Consider the following 18,536-nt stretch of genomic DNA (forward strand, 5'->3'; position numbering starts at 1 on the left):
TCTAATCCTTTCAAAATTATGAGCAACGTATTGGGCAATGACTTACGAGTTGAATGACTCTTCTTTTCTGGCGGTCAGCACCTCAACCCCGGTCGCGGTAACCAGCAGCGTGTGTTCCCATTGCGCAGACGCTTTGCGATCTTTGGTAACTACGGTCCATTGATCGCCCAGGATTTTGCACTGTGGTTTGCCCTGATTGATCATCGGCTCAATAGTAAAAGTCATACCTTCCTGCAATGCCATGCCAACGCCGGGTTTGCCGTAGTGCAATACCTGGGGTTCTTCGTGGAACACGGCGCCAATACCGTGGCCACAGAATTCCCGCACCACCGAGTAATGGTTGGCCTCTGCATGTTTTTGAATGATATTCCCTATATCCCCCAAGGTTGTGCCGGGTTTGACGATGTCGATAGCCTTGTACAGGCATTCTTGTGTGACTTTGCACAGACGATCAATGTGTGCTGGTACTTCGCCGACATAGTACATTTTACTGGTGTCACCGTGATAACCATCTTTGATGACGGTCACATCAATATTGACGACATCTCCCTTCTTTAACACTTTGTCGTCACTAGGAATGCCGTGACAGATGACATGGTTGACCGAGGTGCAAATTGACTTGGGAAAAGGTGGGTTGCCGTAATTCAATGGTGCGGGGGTGCCTTTCTGTACATCAACAATATAGTCATGGCAAATACGGTCCAATTCGCCCGTTGTGACACCGGGAACCACATGCGGTTCAATCATTTCCAATACTTCTGCGGCAAGACGACCAGCGACTCGCATTTTTTCAATTTCTTCAGCACTCTTGATGGTGACAGCCATAAAATGTCCAGGTTGTTGGCGAACTATCTGGCAATTCTAACGGTTTTGACAAATAGATACACCCCATCGAAATTACGGTTTTTACCTCTTCCCGGAACAGTAGTGGCTTTCGCGGGCGGAATTCGGTTGCTGTTTGAAGTGGTTTTGCTTGCGTGGGAAGGTCTATTTTGGTATAAAGCGCGCCGCTCCGCGAGGAGTTAACTTAATTCTCACATATCCCGACACGTGATCCTGGGTGCCCGAAAGGGGTTGGATTATGGGGGGTGTGGAGGCCTAACCCGAATATTGAGAGGATAATATGGCAACTGTTTCAATGCGTGACCTGCTTAAAGCAGGCGTTCACTTTGGTCACCAAACTCGTTACTGGAACCCTAAAATGGGTAAGTACATCTTTGGTGCCCGCAATAAGATTCATATCATCAACTTGGAGCACACTGTGCCTGCGATCAATGACGCGCTGTCATTCGTTGGTGCTTTAGCGGCTAAAAAGAACAAGTTGTTGTTTGTTGGTACTAAGCGTTCTGCCAGCAATATCATTCGTGAAGAAGCAACTCGTGCTGGCATGCCTTATGTGGCACACCGTTGGTTGGGTGGCATGTTGACGAACTACAAAACCATTCGTCAATCAATCAAGCGTTTACGTGAACTGACAACTCAACAAGCTGACGGTACCTTCGATCAGTTGACCAAGAAAGAGCGACTGATGGCGACTCGCGAGATCGAGAAGCTGGAAAAATCTATCGGTGGTATCAAAGATATGGGCGGTTTGCCTGACGCGCTGTTCGTTATCGACGTTGATCACGAGCGCATCGCGATTCAGGAAGCCAATAAGCTGGGTATCCCTGTTATTGGTGTTGTCGATTCAAACTCTAACCCAGACGGCGTTGACTATGTCATTCCGGGTAACGACGACGCAATCCGTGCTATCGAAATCTACGCGCAAGCGATGGCGGACGCGATTCTGGAAGCTAAGACTGCAGAAGTTGATGAGTTTGTTGAAGTTGCTGAAGCTCAAGAGCCGGCAGCTGAGTAATTTCCCTGACTCAAGTGTTGAAGGGGCCTAGAGCCCCTTTTGTAATTTGAGTTACTCAGGTTAACGACTGTTTTAGCGTAACTAATTAATTTATTGAGGACGAATATCATGGCAATTACTGCAAGCCTGGTGAAAGAACTTCGTGAGCGTACTGGTCTGGGTATGATGGAGTGTAAGAAAGCACTTGTCGAAACAGATGGTGATATCGAAGCGGCAATTGATAACCTGCGAAAAGCTTCTGGCTTGAAGGCAGCTAAGAAGGCAGGTCGTACGGCGGCTGAAGGTATTATCGTTACCCGTACTTCTGCGGATAACACACTGGTTATGTTGCTGGAAATCAATAGCGAAACTGACTTTGTGGCGCGTGATGACAATTTCCTGGGCTTTGCTAACAAAGTCGCTGATATTGCTTTTGAGAAGAAGCAAGCCGATGTTGCCACTTTGATGGCTGATGGTCTGGAAGCTGAGCGTGAAGCGCTGGTTCAGAAAATCGGTGAAAATATTTCTGTTCGTCGCATTGAGTTTGTTGGCGGTGAAGGCAAGACTGTTGAAGCCTATGTTCACGGTGGCCGTATTGCTGCTGCTGTTGAGCTGGTCGGCGGTACTGCCGAATTGGCGAAAGACATCGCTATGCACGTTGCCGCTATTAACCCTCAATTCGTAAGCCCGGCGTCTATTCCGGCTGAAGTGCTTGAGCGTGAAAAAGAAGTTGTGCGTGCTCAGTCTGAAGGATCCGGTAAGCCTGCTGAAATTATCGAGAAGATGATGGTTGGTCGAATCAAGAAGTTCGAAGCTGAGATTTCTTTGCTGGAGCAGCCTTTTGTTAAGGACGCCGATATCAAAGTTGGTGCTTTAGCCAAGAAAGCTGGTGCAGAAGTAGTGAGCTTTACCCGATTTGAAGTGGGTGAAGGTATCGAGAAAGAAGAAGTTGACTTTGCAGCAGAAGTTGCAGCGGCAGCTAAAGGTAACTGAGTATTCAGTGGCTGAGAAGAAGGCGCTAATCGCGCCTTTTTTTGTGCCCGCAAAAGCTGTCGCCGCAGCCATATACGCCCACATGTAACGCAGGCGTGGCTGGTTTGAGGACGATCCGGTTGGTGGTAGTGTAGGTCCTTGATTGCTCTGAAAGTAGACAAAGTCTGCAGGGCAGAGGCCAAAAGGGTGGCTAAGCTAATGATTTTGCACATAAAGCCTTATTTTTTTCGCAGCAAAGCAGTAGATGGGTGTGTATAATGACCCACCGAAATTTTGACTGATTTGTTGGCTTTTTGGTGATCTATGTGTCTGGTGCCAGTCTTTTCAGGCGGTGTCAGTTAGAGGCTGACCAGCAAATCATCCATTCCAGAGGTCGGTAGGCCGAGTATGGTTAAGGAATAGAGCAATGATTGACGAAATTAAGCAGGAAACGCAGACTCATAACCGCAAAGCAATTGCAGCGTTGGATGATGCATTCAATAAGATTCGTACCGGACGGGCAAACCCTTCGATTTTGGACAATGTTCAGGTCGACTATTACGGCACTATGACGCCGTTGAAGCAGGTAGCCAATATTATTATTGAAGATGGTCGAACGCTGTCTATTGTACCTTGGGAACAAAAAATGGTTCCGGACATTGAACGAGCGATCATGAAAAGCGATCTCGGCTTGAATCCAGCCACCGCGGGTACCAATATCCGTATCGTGATGCCAATGTTGACGGAAGAAACTCGTCGAGACTTGATCAAAGTTGCTCGTGCGGAAGCTGAAAAAGCCCGCGTATCCATTCGTAATGGTCGCCGTGACGCAAATTCTTCGATCAAAGAACTGGTCAAAGAAAAAGAGATTTCTGAAGACGATGGTAAAAAAGCAGAAGACGATATTCAGAAGATCACGGATGCAGCAGTCGCAGAAGTCGACCAGCATTTGACCAATAAAGAAGCCGATTTGATGAAAGTTTGAAATCAGTCGGGACTAAACAAAGGCGGCATAGTGACTATGCAGCCTTTTTTTGTTGTTAGAACCTGGGCATTGCCCTGAAATATGGATGTTTGACGGTAAGAACAAGATATGACAAATCAATGGGCAGATATTTCAATACCAAAGCACGTCGCCATCATTATGGATGGTAATAACCGGTGGGCGAAAAAACGCTTATTAGGTGGTATTGCTGGTCATAAAGCCGCCGTCAAAAACGTTCGTATGGTTGTCGAAGAAAGTGCCCGGGCAGGCGTTGAAGTACTCACCCTTTACGCTTTTTCGTCAGAGAACTGGCGGCGACCAAAAGACGAAGTCAATGCGCTGATGGATTTGTTTTTGCTGGCGCTGAATCGCGAAGTTAAGAAACTAGCTAGGAATAACCTGCGGTTACGTATCGTTGGTGACGTGACTGGTTTTAGTCCGGCCATTCAAAAAGCTATTGCGAAAGCGGAAGCTGAAACGGCGGGCAATACCGGGATGATGTTGGCTGTTGCAGCTAATTATGGTGGTCACTGGGATATAACGCAGGCTATGCGGAAACTGGCAAAGCGTGTTCAGCAAGGTGACTTGCAGCCAGATGACATTAGCGAAGAAATGATTGGCCACGAAGTGATGTTGGGCGATATGCCACCCCCGGACCTGTGTATCCGGACGGCAGGTGAGCAACGTATTTCCAACTTCCTGTTGTGGCAAATGGCCTACACAGAGTTTTACTTTACCTCTGAATTTTGGCCTGACTTTGATCGGGAATCATTGCGCAAAGCCTTCGAATCGTTTTCCAGTCGCGTCCGGCGTTTCGGTCGGACCGACGACCAGTTAGATCAAGAGACCTGAATAGATGTTATTACAACGAGTGTTGACCGCCGCCATACTTGCCCCATTAATGCTGGCCGGCATTTTTTTATTGCCAGATGTCGGTTTCCGGGTGTTTATCGGCTTGATCGTCGCTCTCGGCGCTTGGGAATGGGCGAATATCTCTGGCGTTAAGACTCAGGGTGGCCGTATAGGTGTAGCTGTAGTGTCAGTGTTGTTGTTGTTCGCTATTCATTTTGCAATTCCGGTTGCCAGCACACTTTGGTCTGCGTTGATCCTGATGACCTTGGTCTGGTGGTTAATCGCATCTGTCACTGTGTTTCTGTACCCGAAAAAAGCGACATGGTTGAGTTCTGTGGTTTTGCGTATCGCCGTTGCTGTCCCGGTGTTAGGTGCGTTTTGGATGGGATTGGTCTGGCTGAAAAATCAGCCGCAAAGTGTCCTGTTGTTAACCTGGTTAATGTTGTTGGTTTGGGGGGCTGATATTGGTGCCTACTTTGCGGGTCGATTATTCGGTAATCGCAAGTTGGCCCCTAAGGTTAGCCCTGGTAAGACCTGGGCCGGGGTATACGGTGGCATGTTAACCAGCGTTCTGGTTTCAGTCATCATTGCTTATTTTTTTCTGCCAGATCATGACCTAAAAGGCTGGGCTTGGCTGGTTTTATTATCTTCTGCCGTAGTGGCAATCTCTGTGATGGGTGATCTCTTTGAGTCTTTGCTTAAACGTAACCGAGGTATAAAGGACAGTTCTGCGTTACTGCCAGGGCATGGCGGTATTCTCGATCGGATAGACAGTTTGTGCGCTGCGACTCCGATGTTTGTTTTACTTTGGTTTGTGTTGTCCGTGGCATGAGCAGTTTGGCTTCTCCTGTACAGGTCTCCATTCTCGGTGCGACCGGCTCTATTGGTCAGAGTACGCTGGACGTTATCGCCCGGTATCCTGATCGTTTCCAGGTATTCGCGCTGAGCGGGCATTCAAATATGGCGCAATTGGCGAGAGACATTAAAGCGTTTTCGCCGCGATTTGTGGTGGTGCCGAACAATGAACGCAGGCTTGAATTGCAGCGTCTGACGGATGCTGCAGAGACAGAGATCTTGGTCGGCGAGCAAGCGCTTTCTGACGTGGCCAGTGCACCAGAAGTCGATGCGGTGATGGCATCGATAGTGGGGGCTGCCGGTCTCGACTCTTCGCTATCTGCAGCAAAAGCAGGCAAGAAATTGCTGTTGGCGAATAAAGAGAGTCTGGTCGTTGCTGGTGCATTGCTCATGGATGCGGTAGCTCACTCAGGCGCTCAGTTAATGCCCATTGACAGCGAACATAATGCGATTTTTCAATGCTTGCCGAATGGGCAAACTAATCAAGGTGTCGAATCTGTGCTATTGACTGCATCGGGCGGTCCCTTTCGGGAGTTCAGCCTGGAACAGCTGGCACATGTGACGCCGGAACAAGCAGTAGCGCACCCCAACTGGTCTATGGGTCGCAAGATATCCGTTGACTCAGCGACCTTGATGAACAAAGGGCTGGAGTTGATTGAAGCCTGTTGGCTATTTGATCTGACACCGGCCGATATTGAAGTGGTAGTGCATCCGCAGAGCGTTATACATTCGATGGTTCGCTATGTGGACGGCTCCGTTATTTCACAGATGGGGGCGCCTGATATGCGTACGCCCATAGCTTATGGCCTGGCGTACCCTGAGCGTATAGTCAGTGGATCTGATCGGTTGCAGTTCACCAGTGCTTTGCAACTATCATTTGACCAGCCGGATAGAGTACGTTTTCCCTGTTTGCGTTTGGCGGAAGACGCCATGCGACTCGGGGGGACTGCCCCAGCTATTCTTAATGCGGCAAATGAAATTACCGTCGCTGCGTTTCTTAACCGACGGATTGGATTTACGGAAATCGCCCGTATAAACGAACAGGTCTTGACTGATAGCAACATTGAAACGGTTGAATCTGTTGAACAGCTGCGGGATGTAGACCAGCGTGCACGGCAATTGGCTGCGGCAGCGGTGGAGGTATAAGGCATGATTAATTCCATTATAGGATTGTTGCTGGCACTCGGCATTTTGGTGACGGTGCATGAATTCGGTCACTTCTGGGTTGCCCGTAAATGTGGCGTGAAGGTACTCCGTTTTTCAGTTGGCTTTGGTGCGCCCATATGGCGTCGCATGGACAAACACGGCACGGAATTTGTAGTCGCCTGGATCCCCTTGGGTGGGTACGTGAAAATGCTCGATGAGCGCGAAGGCGATGTCCCTGACGATCAGTTGTCGCAAGCGTTTACTCGTAAAGCACCCTGGCAGAAAATTGCCATTGCCCTGGCCGGACCCTTGGCTAATTTTCTGTTCGCGATTACCGCATTCAGTTTGATGCATATGGTCGGTACAACCACGCTGGCTCCGATAGTGGATCAGCCTGAAGCAGGCTCTGTCGCTGCCGCAGAAGGCATTCAGCGCGGCGATCGAATTTTATCTGTCGATGGTGAGGCTATACAGAGCTTTTCCGACCTCGGTTTGGCGTTGGCCGCTCGGGTCGGCGACAGTGGGGTTATCGGAATCGAATTCGACAGAAACGGTTTACGTCAATCGGTTCAGTTGCCGGTCGACAGCTGGCTGTCTTCGGCTCAGTCGCCCAATCCGATCGGCGATCTTGGTTTGTACCCCAAGCTGCCCCCCGTTATGGCCGCAATTGGCGGCTTAGAATCGGAAGGTGCCGCAGCTCAATCCGGAATGAAGGTGGGTGATTTGGTTACTCGTGCAGGCGGGCAATCCGTATCCGCTTGGGAGCAATGGGTTGACTTTGTGCGGGCTCATCCCGATATGCCTCTTGATATTGTTGTGCTGCGCGATCAGCAGACGTTGAATCTTACATTGACGCCGGCCGCAAAAACGCTCGAAGACGGATCTGTTATCGGTTATGTGGGCGCCGCAGCACAGCAGCCCTCCTGGCCTGAGGAACAACTCACGACGATTCGTTACTGGCCCTTACAGGCCATCGTCAAAGGTGTCGATGATACGCGCAACATGGTGGTGCTCAGCTACCAGATGTTGTGGAAAATGGTGTCAGGGAAAGTATCTCTGAAGCAGATCGGCGGTCCGATATCGATGGCCCAGATGGCTGGTGTATCTGTCGAATCCGGTTTTGAATCCTTTGTCGGTTTTCTGGCCCTGATCAGTATCAGTTTAGGTATCGTCAATCTGTTACCGGTACCTGTATTGGATGGAGGGCATGTTGTCATTCACAGTGTGGAATGGATTCTCCGCCGCCCACTGTCAGAGCGTATGCAATTGATCGGCATGCAAGTTGGCATGGCGTTTATTATCACATTGATGTGTCTGGCCTTTTTTAATGATATTGGCCGTTTAATGTAAATTGGGTTTTCTGACTGAACATTAGTCGACAAAATGCCTGCTATTTTTTGAGTATCAGCAAGAAGGTAAATTCGCTTGGGAGTTTTTCGTAAGGTCGCCCTGCTGGGGTTTGTTTTCAATGTAGCCGCTTTGGCGGCGGCTGAGTCATTTACCGTCGATGATATCGTTGTTAACGGGCTGCAGCGAGTTTCGTTAGGCAGCGTGCTCACGGAGCTGTCCGTCAGCAAAGGCGATATCGCCGATGAGGCGGATGCCAGTAACTGGTTGCATCAAGTCTATCAAACCGGATATTTCTATTCGGTCAATATTGAACGTTTGGACAACGACTTGGTGATTAATGTTGTTGAACGTCCGGCTATTGAGTCTATAGAGTTCGATGGTAATTCCACGATACCGACCGAAACCTTGAAAATGGTGTTTGAGGATGTTGGCCTTGCCAAGGGTGAGATCTACAGTCAATCGCTGTTAGAGAGCATTCAACTGGAACTTGAAAAACAATATGGTACTCAGGGGCGATACAATGCTCAGGTGACGGCTGATATTACCGCTCTGACTCGAAACCGGGTTAGCGTGAAGCTGAACATCAGCGAAGGGCCAGTTGCAAAAATCAAGCACATTCAATTGGTCGGAAACCGTGTCTTCGAGCGCGACGAACTGCAGGACGTCATTCAGTTGCAGGAAACCCGACCTGCGTCTTTCTGGCAAGGGTTGGGAAAACGGAATCATTTTTCCAGCGCCGCCCTAACCGGGGATTTACAGCGACTGGAAGATTTTTATTTCGATCGCGGCTACCTGGATTTTTCCGTGGTATCGAAACAGGTATCCATATCCGAAAATAAAGCGGATATCGCGATTGCATTGAATGTCGTTGAGGGCGAGCCCTATACCATTTCTAAGATCGATATCACGGGTGATCTGAAACACCTGTCTGATGAGATTGGTGAATTAGTGACGGTACAGGCTGGGGAAGTATATTCGCGTGCAGATGTTACGGCGGTGGTTGCTGACATTAAAGAGCTTCTCGGTGAGCATGGTTATGCTTTCGCGCAGGTGCGGGATTTCCGGCAGCCAACTCCAGAAACCAATGAAGTGGACGTCATTATTCAGGTCAATCCTGGGTACCCGGTGTACGTCAATCGCATCATTATTCAGGGCAATGTAGCAACCAACGATGAAGTTATCCGTCGCGAACTTCGTCAATTGGAAAGGGCTCTTGTTGTCAATAAAAACATTCGAACCTCCAAAGCCCGCTTGGAACGGTTGGGATATTTCTCCTCTGTTAACATCAAAACACAGGCCATTGCCACTCGAAATGATCTAGTGGATTTAATCGTTACTGTCGAAGAAGCAAAAGATTCGCAGATTAATATCAGTGGTGGTTATTCAGATGGTTCAGGCTTTTTCGGAGAGTTTTCTGTCAAACAAAGCAATTTCATGGGCGCTGGTGTAGATTTTTCTGCGTCTGTCAACGTGAATGAATCAACCCAGAATTACCAGTTATCGGTTGACAACCCGTTCTTTACACTGGATGGCGTCAGCCTTGGGACTGACCTGTACTACCGACACTCAAAGTTCAGTGAAATAACCTTCAGCACCTACCGCACCAATACTTATGGGGGGCGTTTGAAGTTGGGTTACCCACTCAGTGAAAATCAACGTATTAGCTATGGCTTCGGTTTAAGTCATGATGAGCTGTTTTTGAATGAATCGAACGCGACGCTAGAGATGACGGATTTCCGTGACCAAAACGGCAGCGAATACGATATTGCCACGGCTCAGATTGGATGGTCGTACAACACCCTGAATGGTACGTTAAAAGCTGACGACGGCGCCCAAGCATCATTGAATGTTGAGTTGGCGACATTACCCGGTGATCTGAACTACTATCGAACCACGCTGGCGGCGCAGAAATATTTTAATTTTGCGGACAATCTGGCGTTCCGACTGCATACGGATCTGGGCTATGGCGCGGGCTACGGTGATGAATCGACTTTGCCGTTTTATAAAAATTTCTACGCCGGCGGTGCCCGCTCAGTGCGCGGCTACCAAAGTGGTTCATTAGGCCCTCTGGGAACGCCCGCATCGTCTTCTGTAACGGCGTCGCCCATCGGGGGCAACATTAAAATTGAGTACGGTGCGGAATTGTTAATCCCAACTCCGATAGTTAAGGATCAGCGGTCGTATCGTACGTCGCTGTTTGTCGACGCGGGTAACGTCTTTACGGATCAATGTCGAGACGATAACCTCAGTTGTACAAATGGTGTTCAGTTGGACGAAATCCGCTATTCAGCTGGCGTCGACTTTACCTGGATAACACCTATAGCACCGTTAAGCTTCAGTTATGCTTGGCCATTAAATGCTCAGGAAGACGACTACACCACGAATTTTTCTTTCAATATTGGTATTTCATATTAAGAACAACGAGGGAGTAAAGAATGATGACTCGACTGCGAACGCTAAAATTGTGTGTCACCTTATTGGCAAGTCTGATCATGATGCCGGTAATGGCAGAATCCAAAATCGCCGTTATGAATTACGAGGCCGTTTTGTTTAACAGTCAGGCCGCGAATGATGCCACACTGGAGTTGCGCACTTCGTTGGCGCCTGAGCAAAAACGGTTACAGGACATTAAATTGCAGTTCGAAACCCGGCAAAGTCGGTTAACAACCGACCGCGATATTTTGACCGAAGAAGAAGTGGCTCAGTTTCAAAAAGAGCTGCAAACGCTGGCGGGTGAACAGCAGCAGATTTCCGCCCGAATGCAACAGGTACAGCAGGAAAGTCGTAACGCTTTTGTTCAGCAGTACCAGCCGGTGGTTCGCGAATTAGTGTCGGCGTTGGTAAAATCTGAAGGGTATACCATGGTGATTGATTCCAAAGCCGTGCTTTGGAATGAAAATGAGCCGGATTTGACGGAACAGATTCTCGAAAAGTTTGACGCTCAGTATGCGAAACAACAGTCCGCAACTACGACCAACCCTTAAGCAGCGAGTTCGCTATGGTGACCATTGCCACACTCATCGCGGAATGCGGTTTGACCGGTGTATTCAGCAAAGAGCAAGAAGCGCTTGTCTTGTCTTCCGTTGCGCCATTAGACAAGGCCACGACTGGGCAACTGTCGTTTCTGTCCTCCGTAAAATTTCGACGGCATTTAGAAACGACGCATGCCAGCGCTGTTTTTGTGACAGAGAAAGCCAAAGATATGTGCCCAGAGGGTACCTTGGCCCTAGTCTGTGATGATCCTTATCTGGCTTATGCCAAAGCCTCCGTTCATTTCGATCAGACTCCGGTTGTCCCGGAAGGCGTCCATGAAACGGCTGTTTTAGGCGAGGGTGTCCGGCTAGGTGCAGGTGTTCGTATCGGACCGAATGTTGTCATTGGTGCTCATACCGTGCTGGCCGACGGCGTGCAGATCGGCGCTAACTCTGTCATCCAGGAGCGTGTGGTCATTGGTCAGTTCACTCGGCTTGCGGCCAATGTCACAGTGCATCATCAATGTGAGCTGGGTGAGTATTGTGTTATCCAGAGCGGAACGGTTATCGGCTCCGATGGTTTTGGTTATGCGCCAACCGATAGCGGATGGCAGGCTATTGCCCAGGTTGGGCGGGTCATTATCGGAAATCGCGTTGCCATTGGCGCCAATTGCGCAGTCGATCGCGGCGCTATTGACGATACCGTGATCGAAGACGACGTAATTATCGATAATCTCTGCCAAGTTGCGCATAACGTCCGCATTGGCCATCGAACTGCTTTGGCTGGTCAGGTGGGTATAGCCGGGAGTACCGTCATCGGTGCCAGCTGTACGATAGGTGGGCAGGCTGGTTTCGCCGGTCATATCAATATCGCGGATAACAGTCATTTTACCGGTCAGGCTATGGTGACCAAGGGCACCACCGAACCGGGTCTGTATTCATCTGGTATCCCTGCTCAGAGTAACCGGGAGTGGCGCAAGATGGTGGCGCGGGTTCGTCAGTTAGAGTCTATTATTGAGCGCATTGCCGCCTTAGAAGCAGTGCAAGGAAAAGAGGAATCGTAATGAGCACAGAAATGCCATTGAACATCGAGCAAATCAAGGAGCTGCTGCCTCACCGGTATCCGTTTCTGTTGTTGGATCGAGTCACGGACTACGACGCAGGTGTCAGTATTCGCGGCTTCAAAAATGTTTCCGCGAATGAGGCTCTGTTTCAAGGGCATTTTCCGGATAAATCGATATTTCCTGGCGTGCTTATTTGTGAGGCTCTGGCCCAACTGACCGCCGTATATGGCTTCCTAACGACGGGTCATCGCCCTGCCGATGGTTATCTCTATTTGTTTGCCGGACTGGACAACGTTAAATTCAAGCGACAGGTGGTTCCCGGTGATCAATTGGAGCTGGTGGTCGAATTTGGCAGCGAACGGCGTGGTATGTATAAGGTTCACGGTAAAGCTTTTGTCGACGGGCAATTGGCTGCGAGTGCCGATATTCTGTGTGCTGAACGAAAGGTCTGAATGTGATTCACGCAACGGCGATTATCGATCCCAGTGCACGCATTGGTGCTAATGTTTCCATTGGTCCTTACAGCGTCATAGGTGCGCATGTAGAGATCGGTGAGGGCACCTGGGTTGGACCCCATGTTGTCATTAACGGTCCCACCATCATTGGCAAATTCAATAAGATTTTTCAGTTTGCCAGTGTCGGCGAGGAATGCCAGGATCTCAAATACAAAGGCGAGCCGACGCGTCTGGTCATCGGTGACCACAACGTAATTCGTGAATTTACCACGTTGCAACGTGGCACTATTCAAGATGAAGAAGAAACCAGGATCGGTAGTCATTGCCTTTTTATGGCCTACTCCCACGTTGCTCATGATTGCGTCATCGGAGACCACGTTATTCTGGCCAATAGCGCACAGGTGGCTGGCCATTGTGAAGTCGGGGATTACGCCATTTTGGGTGGCAATACCGGCGTGCATCAGTTTTGCCAGATCGGTCCTCATGCCTTTGTCGGCGCAGGGTCTATGGTGTTAAAAGATATACCGGCGTACGTCACAGTTCAGGGGTATCCGGCCGCCCCGCACGGTATGAATTTCGAAGGGTTGAAGCGCCGCGGTTTCAGTAAGGACGCACTGCGCGCCCTACGTAAAGCCTACAAAGTGGTGTACCGAGAGGGTAAAACCGTTAAGGAAGCCATCGCCGAGTTAACGGATGTGCAACCTGTTTTACCTGAACTGGCTGTTTTCATTGACAGTATTGAACGTTCTCAACGGGGTATCGCCCGCTGATGTCCCGACCGCTTCGTATTGCTTTAATTGCCGGTGAGAGCAGCGGTGACACGCTGGGTGCAGGGCTTATCCGAGAAGTCAAGAAGCGTCATCCTGACGCCGAATTTCAAGGTATCGGCGGAGAAAAAATGATCGCTGAAGGACTGCACACCCGCGTCTCCATGGAACGCTTGTCGGTTATGGGCATTTCTGAAGTGCTTGGCCGTTTATCAGAATTATTGAAGATTCGCAGCGACTTTTATCGTTGGTGCGTCGACTGGCAGCCCGATGTGTTTGTGGGCATTGATGCACCGGACTTTAATCTGGGTCTGGAAATTAAACTGAAAACGCAAGGCATAAAAACCGTGCACTATGTGTCGCCCTCCGTTTGGGCTTGGCGGAAAGGCCGGATAAAAAAAATTCGCAAAGCCGTCGACCATATGTTGACGTTGTTACCCTTTGAAGCTGAGTTTTATCAGCGTGAGAATATACCGGTTACCTTTGTGGGTCATACGCTGGCCGATCAACTGCCTATGTCCAGTCAACCTGAGCAACATCGCAGTATCTTAGGTATTGATGTTGAGGTCCCACTGTTAGCGGTATTGCCGGGCTCACGAGGCAGTGAAGTAAAGGAGCTGTTGCCTTTGTTTTTAGCAACTGTTGGTGAACTGCAACACAGTATACCAGGCCTGCACGTGGTGATACCTGCAGCCAACAGCCTTCGTCGTGAGCAGATTGAGCAACTTCTGGAACCCTATCGTGGAAAACTGCCTGTGACCGTTCTGGATCAACAGGCTGATTTGGCAATTGCCGCCAGTGATGCCGTGTTGGTTGCGTCAGGCACGGCGACACTGCAAACCCTGCTTTGGAAAAAACCGATGGTCGTGGCCTATCGAATGAGTGCCTTTTCCTACTGGTTGATTTCGTCTCTGGCAACAACGCGCTGGGTATCTTTACCGAATATTCTCGAGCAGCGAGATTGGGTACCTGAGCGATTGCAAGAAGCGGCGACCGTTGAGCAACTGGTCAGTGATTTAAGGACCGCCTTGGCTGATCAATCGTACCGCCAGGCGTTTGTGGACCGTGCCAACTACTGGCATCGTGAACTGGCATTGAATGCCGATGAACAGGCCGCTAAAGCGGTATTGTCTCTGGTAAAGTAACGTGAGTCAGGCTGGGTTTGATTTTATCGGTGCGCATGATTTGGTTGCGGGTGTTGATGAGGTGGGGCGGGGTCCACTGGTGGGTGATGTGGTCACCGCTGCCGTGATTCTCGATCCGGCCAGGCCCGTACTGGGTTTGCACGATTCCAAGCAACTGAACGCAGCGACGCGAGAGCAACTGGCCGAAGAGATCTGGCAAAACGCACTTAGCGTGTCAGTTGGCCGGGCCAGTGTGGCTGAGATTGATTCCTTGAATATTCTGCAGGCAACCTTGCTGGCCATGACCAGAGCTGTGATGGGTTTGAAAATCAAGCCGGATTTCTGTCAAATAGACGGAAATAAAATCCCCAAAGGTCTGCCTTGTCCGGCCGAAGCCATCGTCAAAGGCGATGGTAAAATTGCGGCGATCTCTGCGGCGTCAATTATTGCTAAAGTGCAGCGTGATGCAGAAATGGCGGCACTGCATGAGCGTTATCCCGAATATGGGTTTATTCGACATAAAGGGTATGGCACCAAAGAACACTTGGCGGCACTGCACAAATATGGTGTGTTGGTCGAGCATCGACGATCCTTTGCCCCAGTTCGCCATCAACTAGAACGAGAAAATATACGTGACAACTAATTTTGTACATTTACGGGTCCATACTGAGTTCTCGCTGTTAGACGGCATTGTGCGCATAAAAGAACTCATTGGTGCGGTTGCCGACCAACAAATGCCAGCGGTTGCCGTAACAGACATTGCCAATTTTTTTGGTTTGGTAAAATTCTATAACGGTGCAATAGGCTCAGGTATTAAACCGATATTAGGTGCGGATCTGTGGTTGGAAAATCCAAACGACCCGAAAAGTCCGTTCTTGTTCACCGTTCTGGTCAATAATGAAAAAGGCTATCGTAACCTTACCGAGATCATTTCGGATGGTTATCAACTGAATCAACACGATGATCGGGCGATCGTCAAACGCGCTTGGCTTGTCGAAAAAAATGAAGGGTTAATTGTGTTGTCCGGCGCCCGCAGTGGCGATGTTGGTCAGGCCATTCTGCGTGGGAATCCTCAGCTGGCCGACGAACTGGCGGAACAATGGCAGCAAGTCTTCGGCGATCGGTATTATCTGGAGTTGCAGCGAACCAAGCGCGAACATGATGAGGTTGTGGTGCAAGGTTCGTTGGTTTTGGCGCGCAAACATGGTATCCCCGTTGTTGCAACGAATGACGTGATGTTCCTGCAACGGGACGATTTTGAAGCCCATGAAACTCGGGTCTGTATTAACGATGGCGTTACAATTGATGACCCGAAACGTCCAAAGAAGTATTCCGAAGAACAGTATTTGAAATCCGACGAAGAAATGCGTCAGCTGTTTCATGATATTCCTGAGGCTATCGACAATTCGGTGTTAATCGCAGCACGTTGCAGTGCCACCGTTGAGTTGGGTAAATATTACTTGCCCGACTATCCGGTTCCGGAAGGACTGACGATGGATGACTACTTCCGTCAGCTTTCTGCTGAAGGTCTTGAGCGACGTCTCAAAGTGGCGTTGCGCGAAGACCAGGAAGATTATGAGGAACGTCGGCAAGAATACTACGACCGCCTTAAGTTTGAGCTCGATATCATTATTCAGATGGGCTTCCCAGGCTACTTCCTGATCGTAATGGACTTTATTCGTTGGGGTAAGGAAAACGGTGTGCCAGTCGGACCAGGACGGGGCTCCGGTGCAGGGTCTCTGGTGGCGTGGGTGTTGGATATTACCGACCTCGATCCTCTGGAATACGACCTGCTGTTTGAACGTTTTTTGAATCCTGAACGGGTCTCTATGCCGGACTTCGATGTCGACTTTTGTATGGATGGCCGTGAAAGGGTTATTCAGTATGTGGCTGATACCTACGGGCGACAGGCGGTATCGCAGATCGTTACGTTCGGCACCATGGCGGCCAAAGCGGTCGTTCGCGACGTGGCACGTGTGCAAGGCAAACCTTTTGGTTTGGCTGACAAGTTATCGAAATTGATTCCACCCGACCCGGGCATGAAACTGGCAAAAGCGATTGACGAAGTCGGTGAGCTAAAAGAATTTATTGCCGAGGATGAAGAAGCTGCCGAAATCTGGGAAATGGCCTTGAAGTTGGAAGGTATCACCCGGCAGACCGGTAAACACGCTGGTGGTGTGGTGATTGCCCCCACCAAACTGACCGATTTTGCGCCGTTGCTGTGTGAAGAGGACGGCACCGGATTGGTCACACAATACGATAAAAATGATGTCGAAGCCGCCGGTTTAGTGAAATTCGACTTCCTCGGGTTGCGGACGCTGACGATCATTGATTGGGCGTTAAAAATTATCAACCCGCGATTGCAGGCAGAAGGCAAAGAGCCCATCGACATCGCCCATATACCGTTGGATGATCAAGCCTCTTTCGATTTGCTGCAGCAAGCGAAGACCACAGCTGTGTTCCAGCTGGAATCCCGAGGGATGAAAGATCTGGTGATGCGCCTGCAGCCGGACTGTCTGGAAGATATGATTGCCTTGGTGGCGTTATTTCGCCCGGGGCCTCTGCAATCAGGCATGGTAGATAACTTCATTAATCGAAAACACGGTCGTGAAGAACTGTCCTATCCGGATGTGCAATGGCAGCATGAATGGTTGAAACCTATTCTGGCACCGACCTATGGGATCATTCTGTATCAGGAACAGGTGATGCAAATCGCCCAAGTTCTCGCGGGTTATACCCTCGGTGGCGCGGACATGTTGCGCCGGGCTATGGGTAAGAAAAAGCCAGAGGAAATGGCCAAGCAGCGTGAAGTGTTCGAAAAGGGCGCGATCTCCCAGGGTGTTGATGGCGAGTTGGCCATGAAAATCTTCGACTTGGTGGAAAAATTTGCCGGTTACGGTTTCAACAAATCGCACTCAGCAGCTTATGCACTGGTGTCTTATCAGACGCTGTGGTTAAAAACGCATTACCCGGCCGCATTTATGGCGGCGACCATGTCCTCGGAATTGCAAAATACCGAGAAAGTGGTGATTTTTGTTGAAGAATGCCGACAGATTGACATTGAGGTTTTGCCACCAGACGTCAACGCCGGTGACTACCTGTTCACGGTGAATGAAAATAACCAGATTATCTACGGCCTTGGCGCCATCAAGGGCGTTGGTGAGGGGCCGGTCGAAGCCATCGTAGATGCGCGCAAGAAGGGCGGTCCGTTTCTGAACCTATTCGACTTCTGCGAGCGGATTGACTCGCGTAAGGTGAATAAACGCGCCATCGAAGCGTTAATTAAGGCGGGTGCGCTGGATACGATCGGTCCGCACCGCCAAATCATGCTGGCAGCCATGGGTGATGCGGTTAAAAAAGCTGAGCAAAGTGCGCAGAACGAAGCGGCCGGCATGATTGACCTGTTTGGTGCTATTGAAGCAGAGGTGGAAGAAGACGTCTACGAGCCTTATCGTTCGGTGCCTGATTCCACGTTAAAAGTTCGATTGGCGGGGGAGAAAGATACGCTCGGGCTCTACTTAACCGGGCACCCTATTGATGAATTCGAGGCTGAGGTAAAACAGGTTGTGACCCTGCGCTTGGGGGATCTGGATGCGTCCGCAGAAGAACTCAAACGCGCACGTCGGGGTAATGTAAAAACCATCGCGGGTTTGGTGATGGGTGTTCGTACCCGTCAAACACAACGCGGCGATACGATGGCGATTGTGACGCTCGACGATCGCACCGGGCGCCTGGAAATGACTTTGTTCGGTGAAGCGTACAGTGAATTCAAAGATCTGATCGTGCCAGATACGGTTATCGTGGTGGAAGCGGAAGCCGGTTGGGATGACTACAACGATCGACCGCGTATCCGCGCTCAGCGAGTCTACACCTTGGTGGAAGCGCGACAGAAACTTATAAAAGGGGTTGAATTTACGGTAACGCAGGAACAGCAGCAGTCTTTTATCGCGCGGCTTCGCACATTAGTTCGCGCTGATTTGGCTGATGATCAGGGTTGTCGTGTGTGGATTCATTACACCAATGACAAGGCGAATGGATTGGTTGAGTTGGATTCGCACTATCGTATTCCATTGGAAGATGAAGTGCTGCATACCCTGAAAACGTCATTTGATAACGGAGCGTTTAAATTCCGATACTGAGTTGAATATCCTGTGTCG

Annotated in this window: 16 protein-coding genes; 15 read left to right on the forward strand and 1 reads right to left on the reverse strand. The window is 49.8% G+C overall.

Features of this window, described 5'->3' with window-relative positions:
- Positions 1–42 precede the first annotated feature (42 nt).
- On the reverse strand, positions 43–825 hold the full coding sequence (map, locus tag IYN85_RS02245; protein WP_196157221.1) for a type I methionyl aminopeptidase: 783 nt from the start codon (positions 823–825) through the stop codon (positions 43–45).
- 298 nt (positions 826–1,123) lie between these two features.
- Here map and rpsB point away from each other — a divergent pair, with 298 nt between their 5' ends.
- From rpsB to dnaE, 15 genes are all read left to right on the forward strand, one after another.
- Positions 1,124–1,858 carry a 30S ribosomal protein S2 gene (gene rpsB, locus IYN85_RS02250; protein ID WP_196157222.1) on the forward strand — a complete coding sequence of 245 codons (735 nt, stop codon included), beginning with the start codon at positions 1,124–1,126 and terminating at the stop codon, positions 1,856–1,858.
- A 105-nt stretch (positions 1,859–1,963) separates the two neighbouring features.
- Positions 1,964–2,830: a translation elongation factor Ts gene (tsf, locus tag IYN85_RS02255; protein WP_370592175.1), complete on the forward strand. Its 867-nt coding sequence runs from the start codon at positions 1,964–1,966 to the stop codon at positions 2,828–2,830.
- A gap of 406 nt (positions 2,831–3,236) precedes the next feature.
- Positions 3,237–3,794, forward strand: a complete 558-nt coding sequence (frr, locus tag IYN85_RS02260) for a ribosome recycling factor (RefSeq protein WP_196157224.1) — start codon at positions 3,237–3,239, stop codon at positions 3,792–3,794.
- A gap of 108 nt (positions 3,795–3,902) precedes the next feature.
- A complete protein-coding gene (locus IYN85_RS02265; protein WP_196157225.1) occupies positions 3,903–4,646 on the forward strand; it encodes an isoprenyl transferase in 744 nt (247 codons plus the stop codon).
- A 4-nt stretch (positions 4,647–4,650) separates the two neighbouring features.
- Complete coding sequence (locus tag IYN85_RS02270; RefSeq protein ID WP_196157226.1) at positions 4,651–5,478, forward strand: phosphatidate cytidylyltransferase; 828 nt, start codon at positions 4,651–4,653, stop codon at positions 5,476–5,478.
- On the forward strand, positions 5,475–6,647 hold the full coding sequence (gene ispC, locus IYN85_RS02275; protein ID WP_230390438.1) for a 1-deoxy-D-xylulose-5-phosphate reductoisomerase: 1,173 nt from the start codon (positions 5,475–5,477) through the stop codon (positions 6,645–6,647). The genes IYN85_RS02270 and ispC overlap by 4 nt, the downstream gene beginning before the upstream one ends.
- A 3-nt stretch (positions 6,648–6,650) precedes the next feature.
- Positions 6,651–7,997, forward strand: a complete 1,347-nt coding sequence (gene rseP, locus IYN85_RS02280; RefSeq protein ID WP_196157227.1) for an RIP metalloprotease RseP — start codon at positions 6,651–6,653, stop codon at positions 7,995–7,997.
- Positions 7,998–8,072: 75 nt separating this feature from the next.
- On the forward strand, positions 8,073–10,412 hold the full coding sequence (gene bamA / locus IYN85_RS02285; protein WP_196157228.1) for an outer membrane protein assembly factor BamA: 2,340 nt from the start codon (positions 8,073–8,075) through the stop codon (positions 10,410–10,412).
- A 20-nt stretch (positions 10,413–10,432) separates the two neighbouring features.
- Positions 10,433–10,981, forward strand: coding sequence for an OmpH family outer membrane protein (locus IYN85_RS02290; protein ID WP_196157229.1), 549 nt, complete (start codon positions 10,433–10,435; stop codon positions 10,979–10,981).
- 14 nt (positions 10,982–10,995) lie between these two features.
- Positions 10,996–12,033 (forward strand): UDP-3-O-(3-hydroxymyristoyl)glucosamine N-acyltransferase, encoded by a 1,038-nt coding sequence (lpxD, locus tag IYN85_RS02295; RefSeq protein ID WP_196157230.1) that lies wholly within the window; start codon positions 10,996–10,998, stop codon positions 12,031–12,033.
- Between the two features lie 11 nt (positions 12,034–12,044).
- Positions 12,045–12,485, forward strand: coding sequence for a 3-hydroxyacyl-ACP dehydratase FabZ (fabZ, locus tag IYN85_RS02300; protein ID WP_370592176.1), 441 nt, complete (start codon positions 12,045–12,047; stop codon positions 12,483–12,485).
- Complete coding sequence (lpxA, locus tag IYN85_RS02305) at positions 12,482–13,258, forward strand: acyl-ACP--UDP-N-acetylglucosamine O-acyltransferase (protein ID WP_196158465.1); 777 nt, start codon at positions 12,482–12,484, stop codon at positions 13,256–13,258. Before fabZ ends, lpxA begins: the two co-directional genes overlap by 4 nt.
- The gene (lpxB, locus tag IYN85_RS02310; protein WP_196157232.1) at positions 13,258–14,400 is read left to right on the forward strand and encodes a lipid-A-disaccharide synthase; all 1,143 of its coding nucleotides are present in this window, start codon (positions 13,258–13,260) and stop codon (positions 14,398–14,400) included. Before lpxA ends, lpxB begins: the two co-directional genes overlap by 1 nt.
- Before the next feature lies 1 nt (position 14,401).
- Complete coding sequence (gene rnhB, locus IYN85_RS02315; RefSeq protein WP_196157233.1) at positions 14,402–15,022, forward strand: ribonuclease HII; 621 nt, start codon at positions 14,402–14,404, stop codon at positions 15,020–15,022.
- Positions 15,012–18,518 (forward strand): DNA polymerase III subunit alpha, encoded by a 3,507-nt coding sequence (gene dnaE, locus IYN85_RS02320; RefSeq protein ID WP_196157234.1) that lies wholly within the window; start codon positions 15,012–15,014, stop codon positions 18,516–18,518. The genes rnhB and dnaE overlap by 11 nt, the downstream gene beginning before the upstream one ends.
- Positions 18,519–18,536 lie beyond the last annotated feature (18 nt).

The organism is Reinekea sp. G2M2-21, from assembly GCF_015687175.1.
Taxonomy (GTDB): domain Bacteria; phylum Pseudomonadota; class Gammaproteobacteria; order Pseudomonadales; family Natronospirillaceae; genus Reinekea.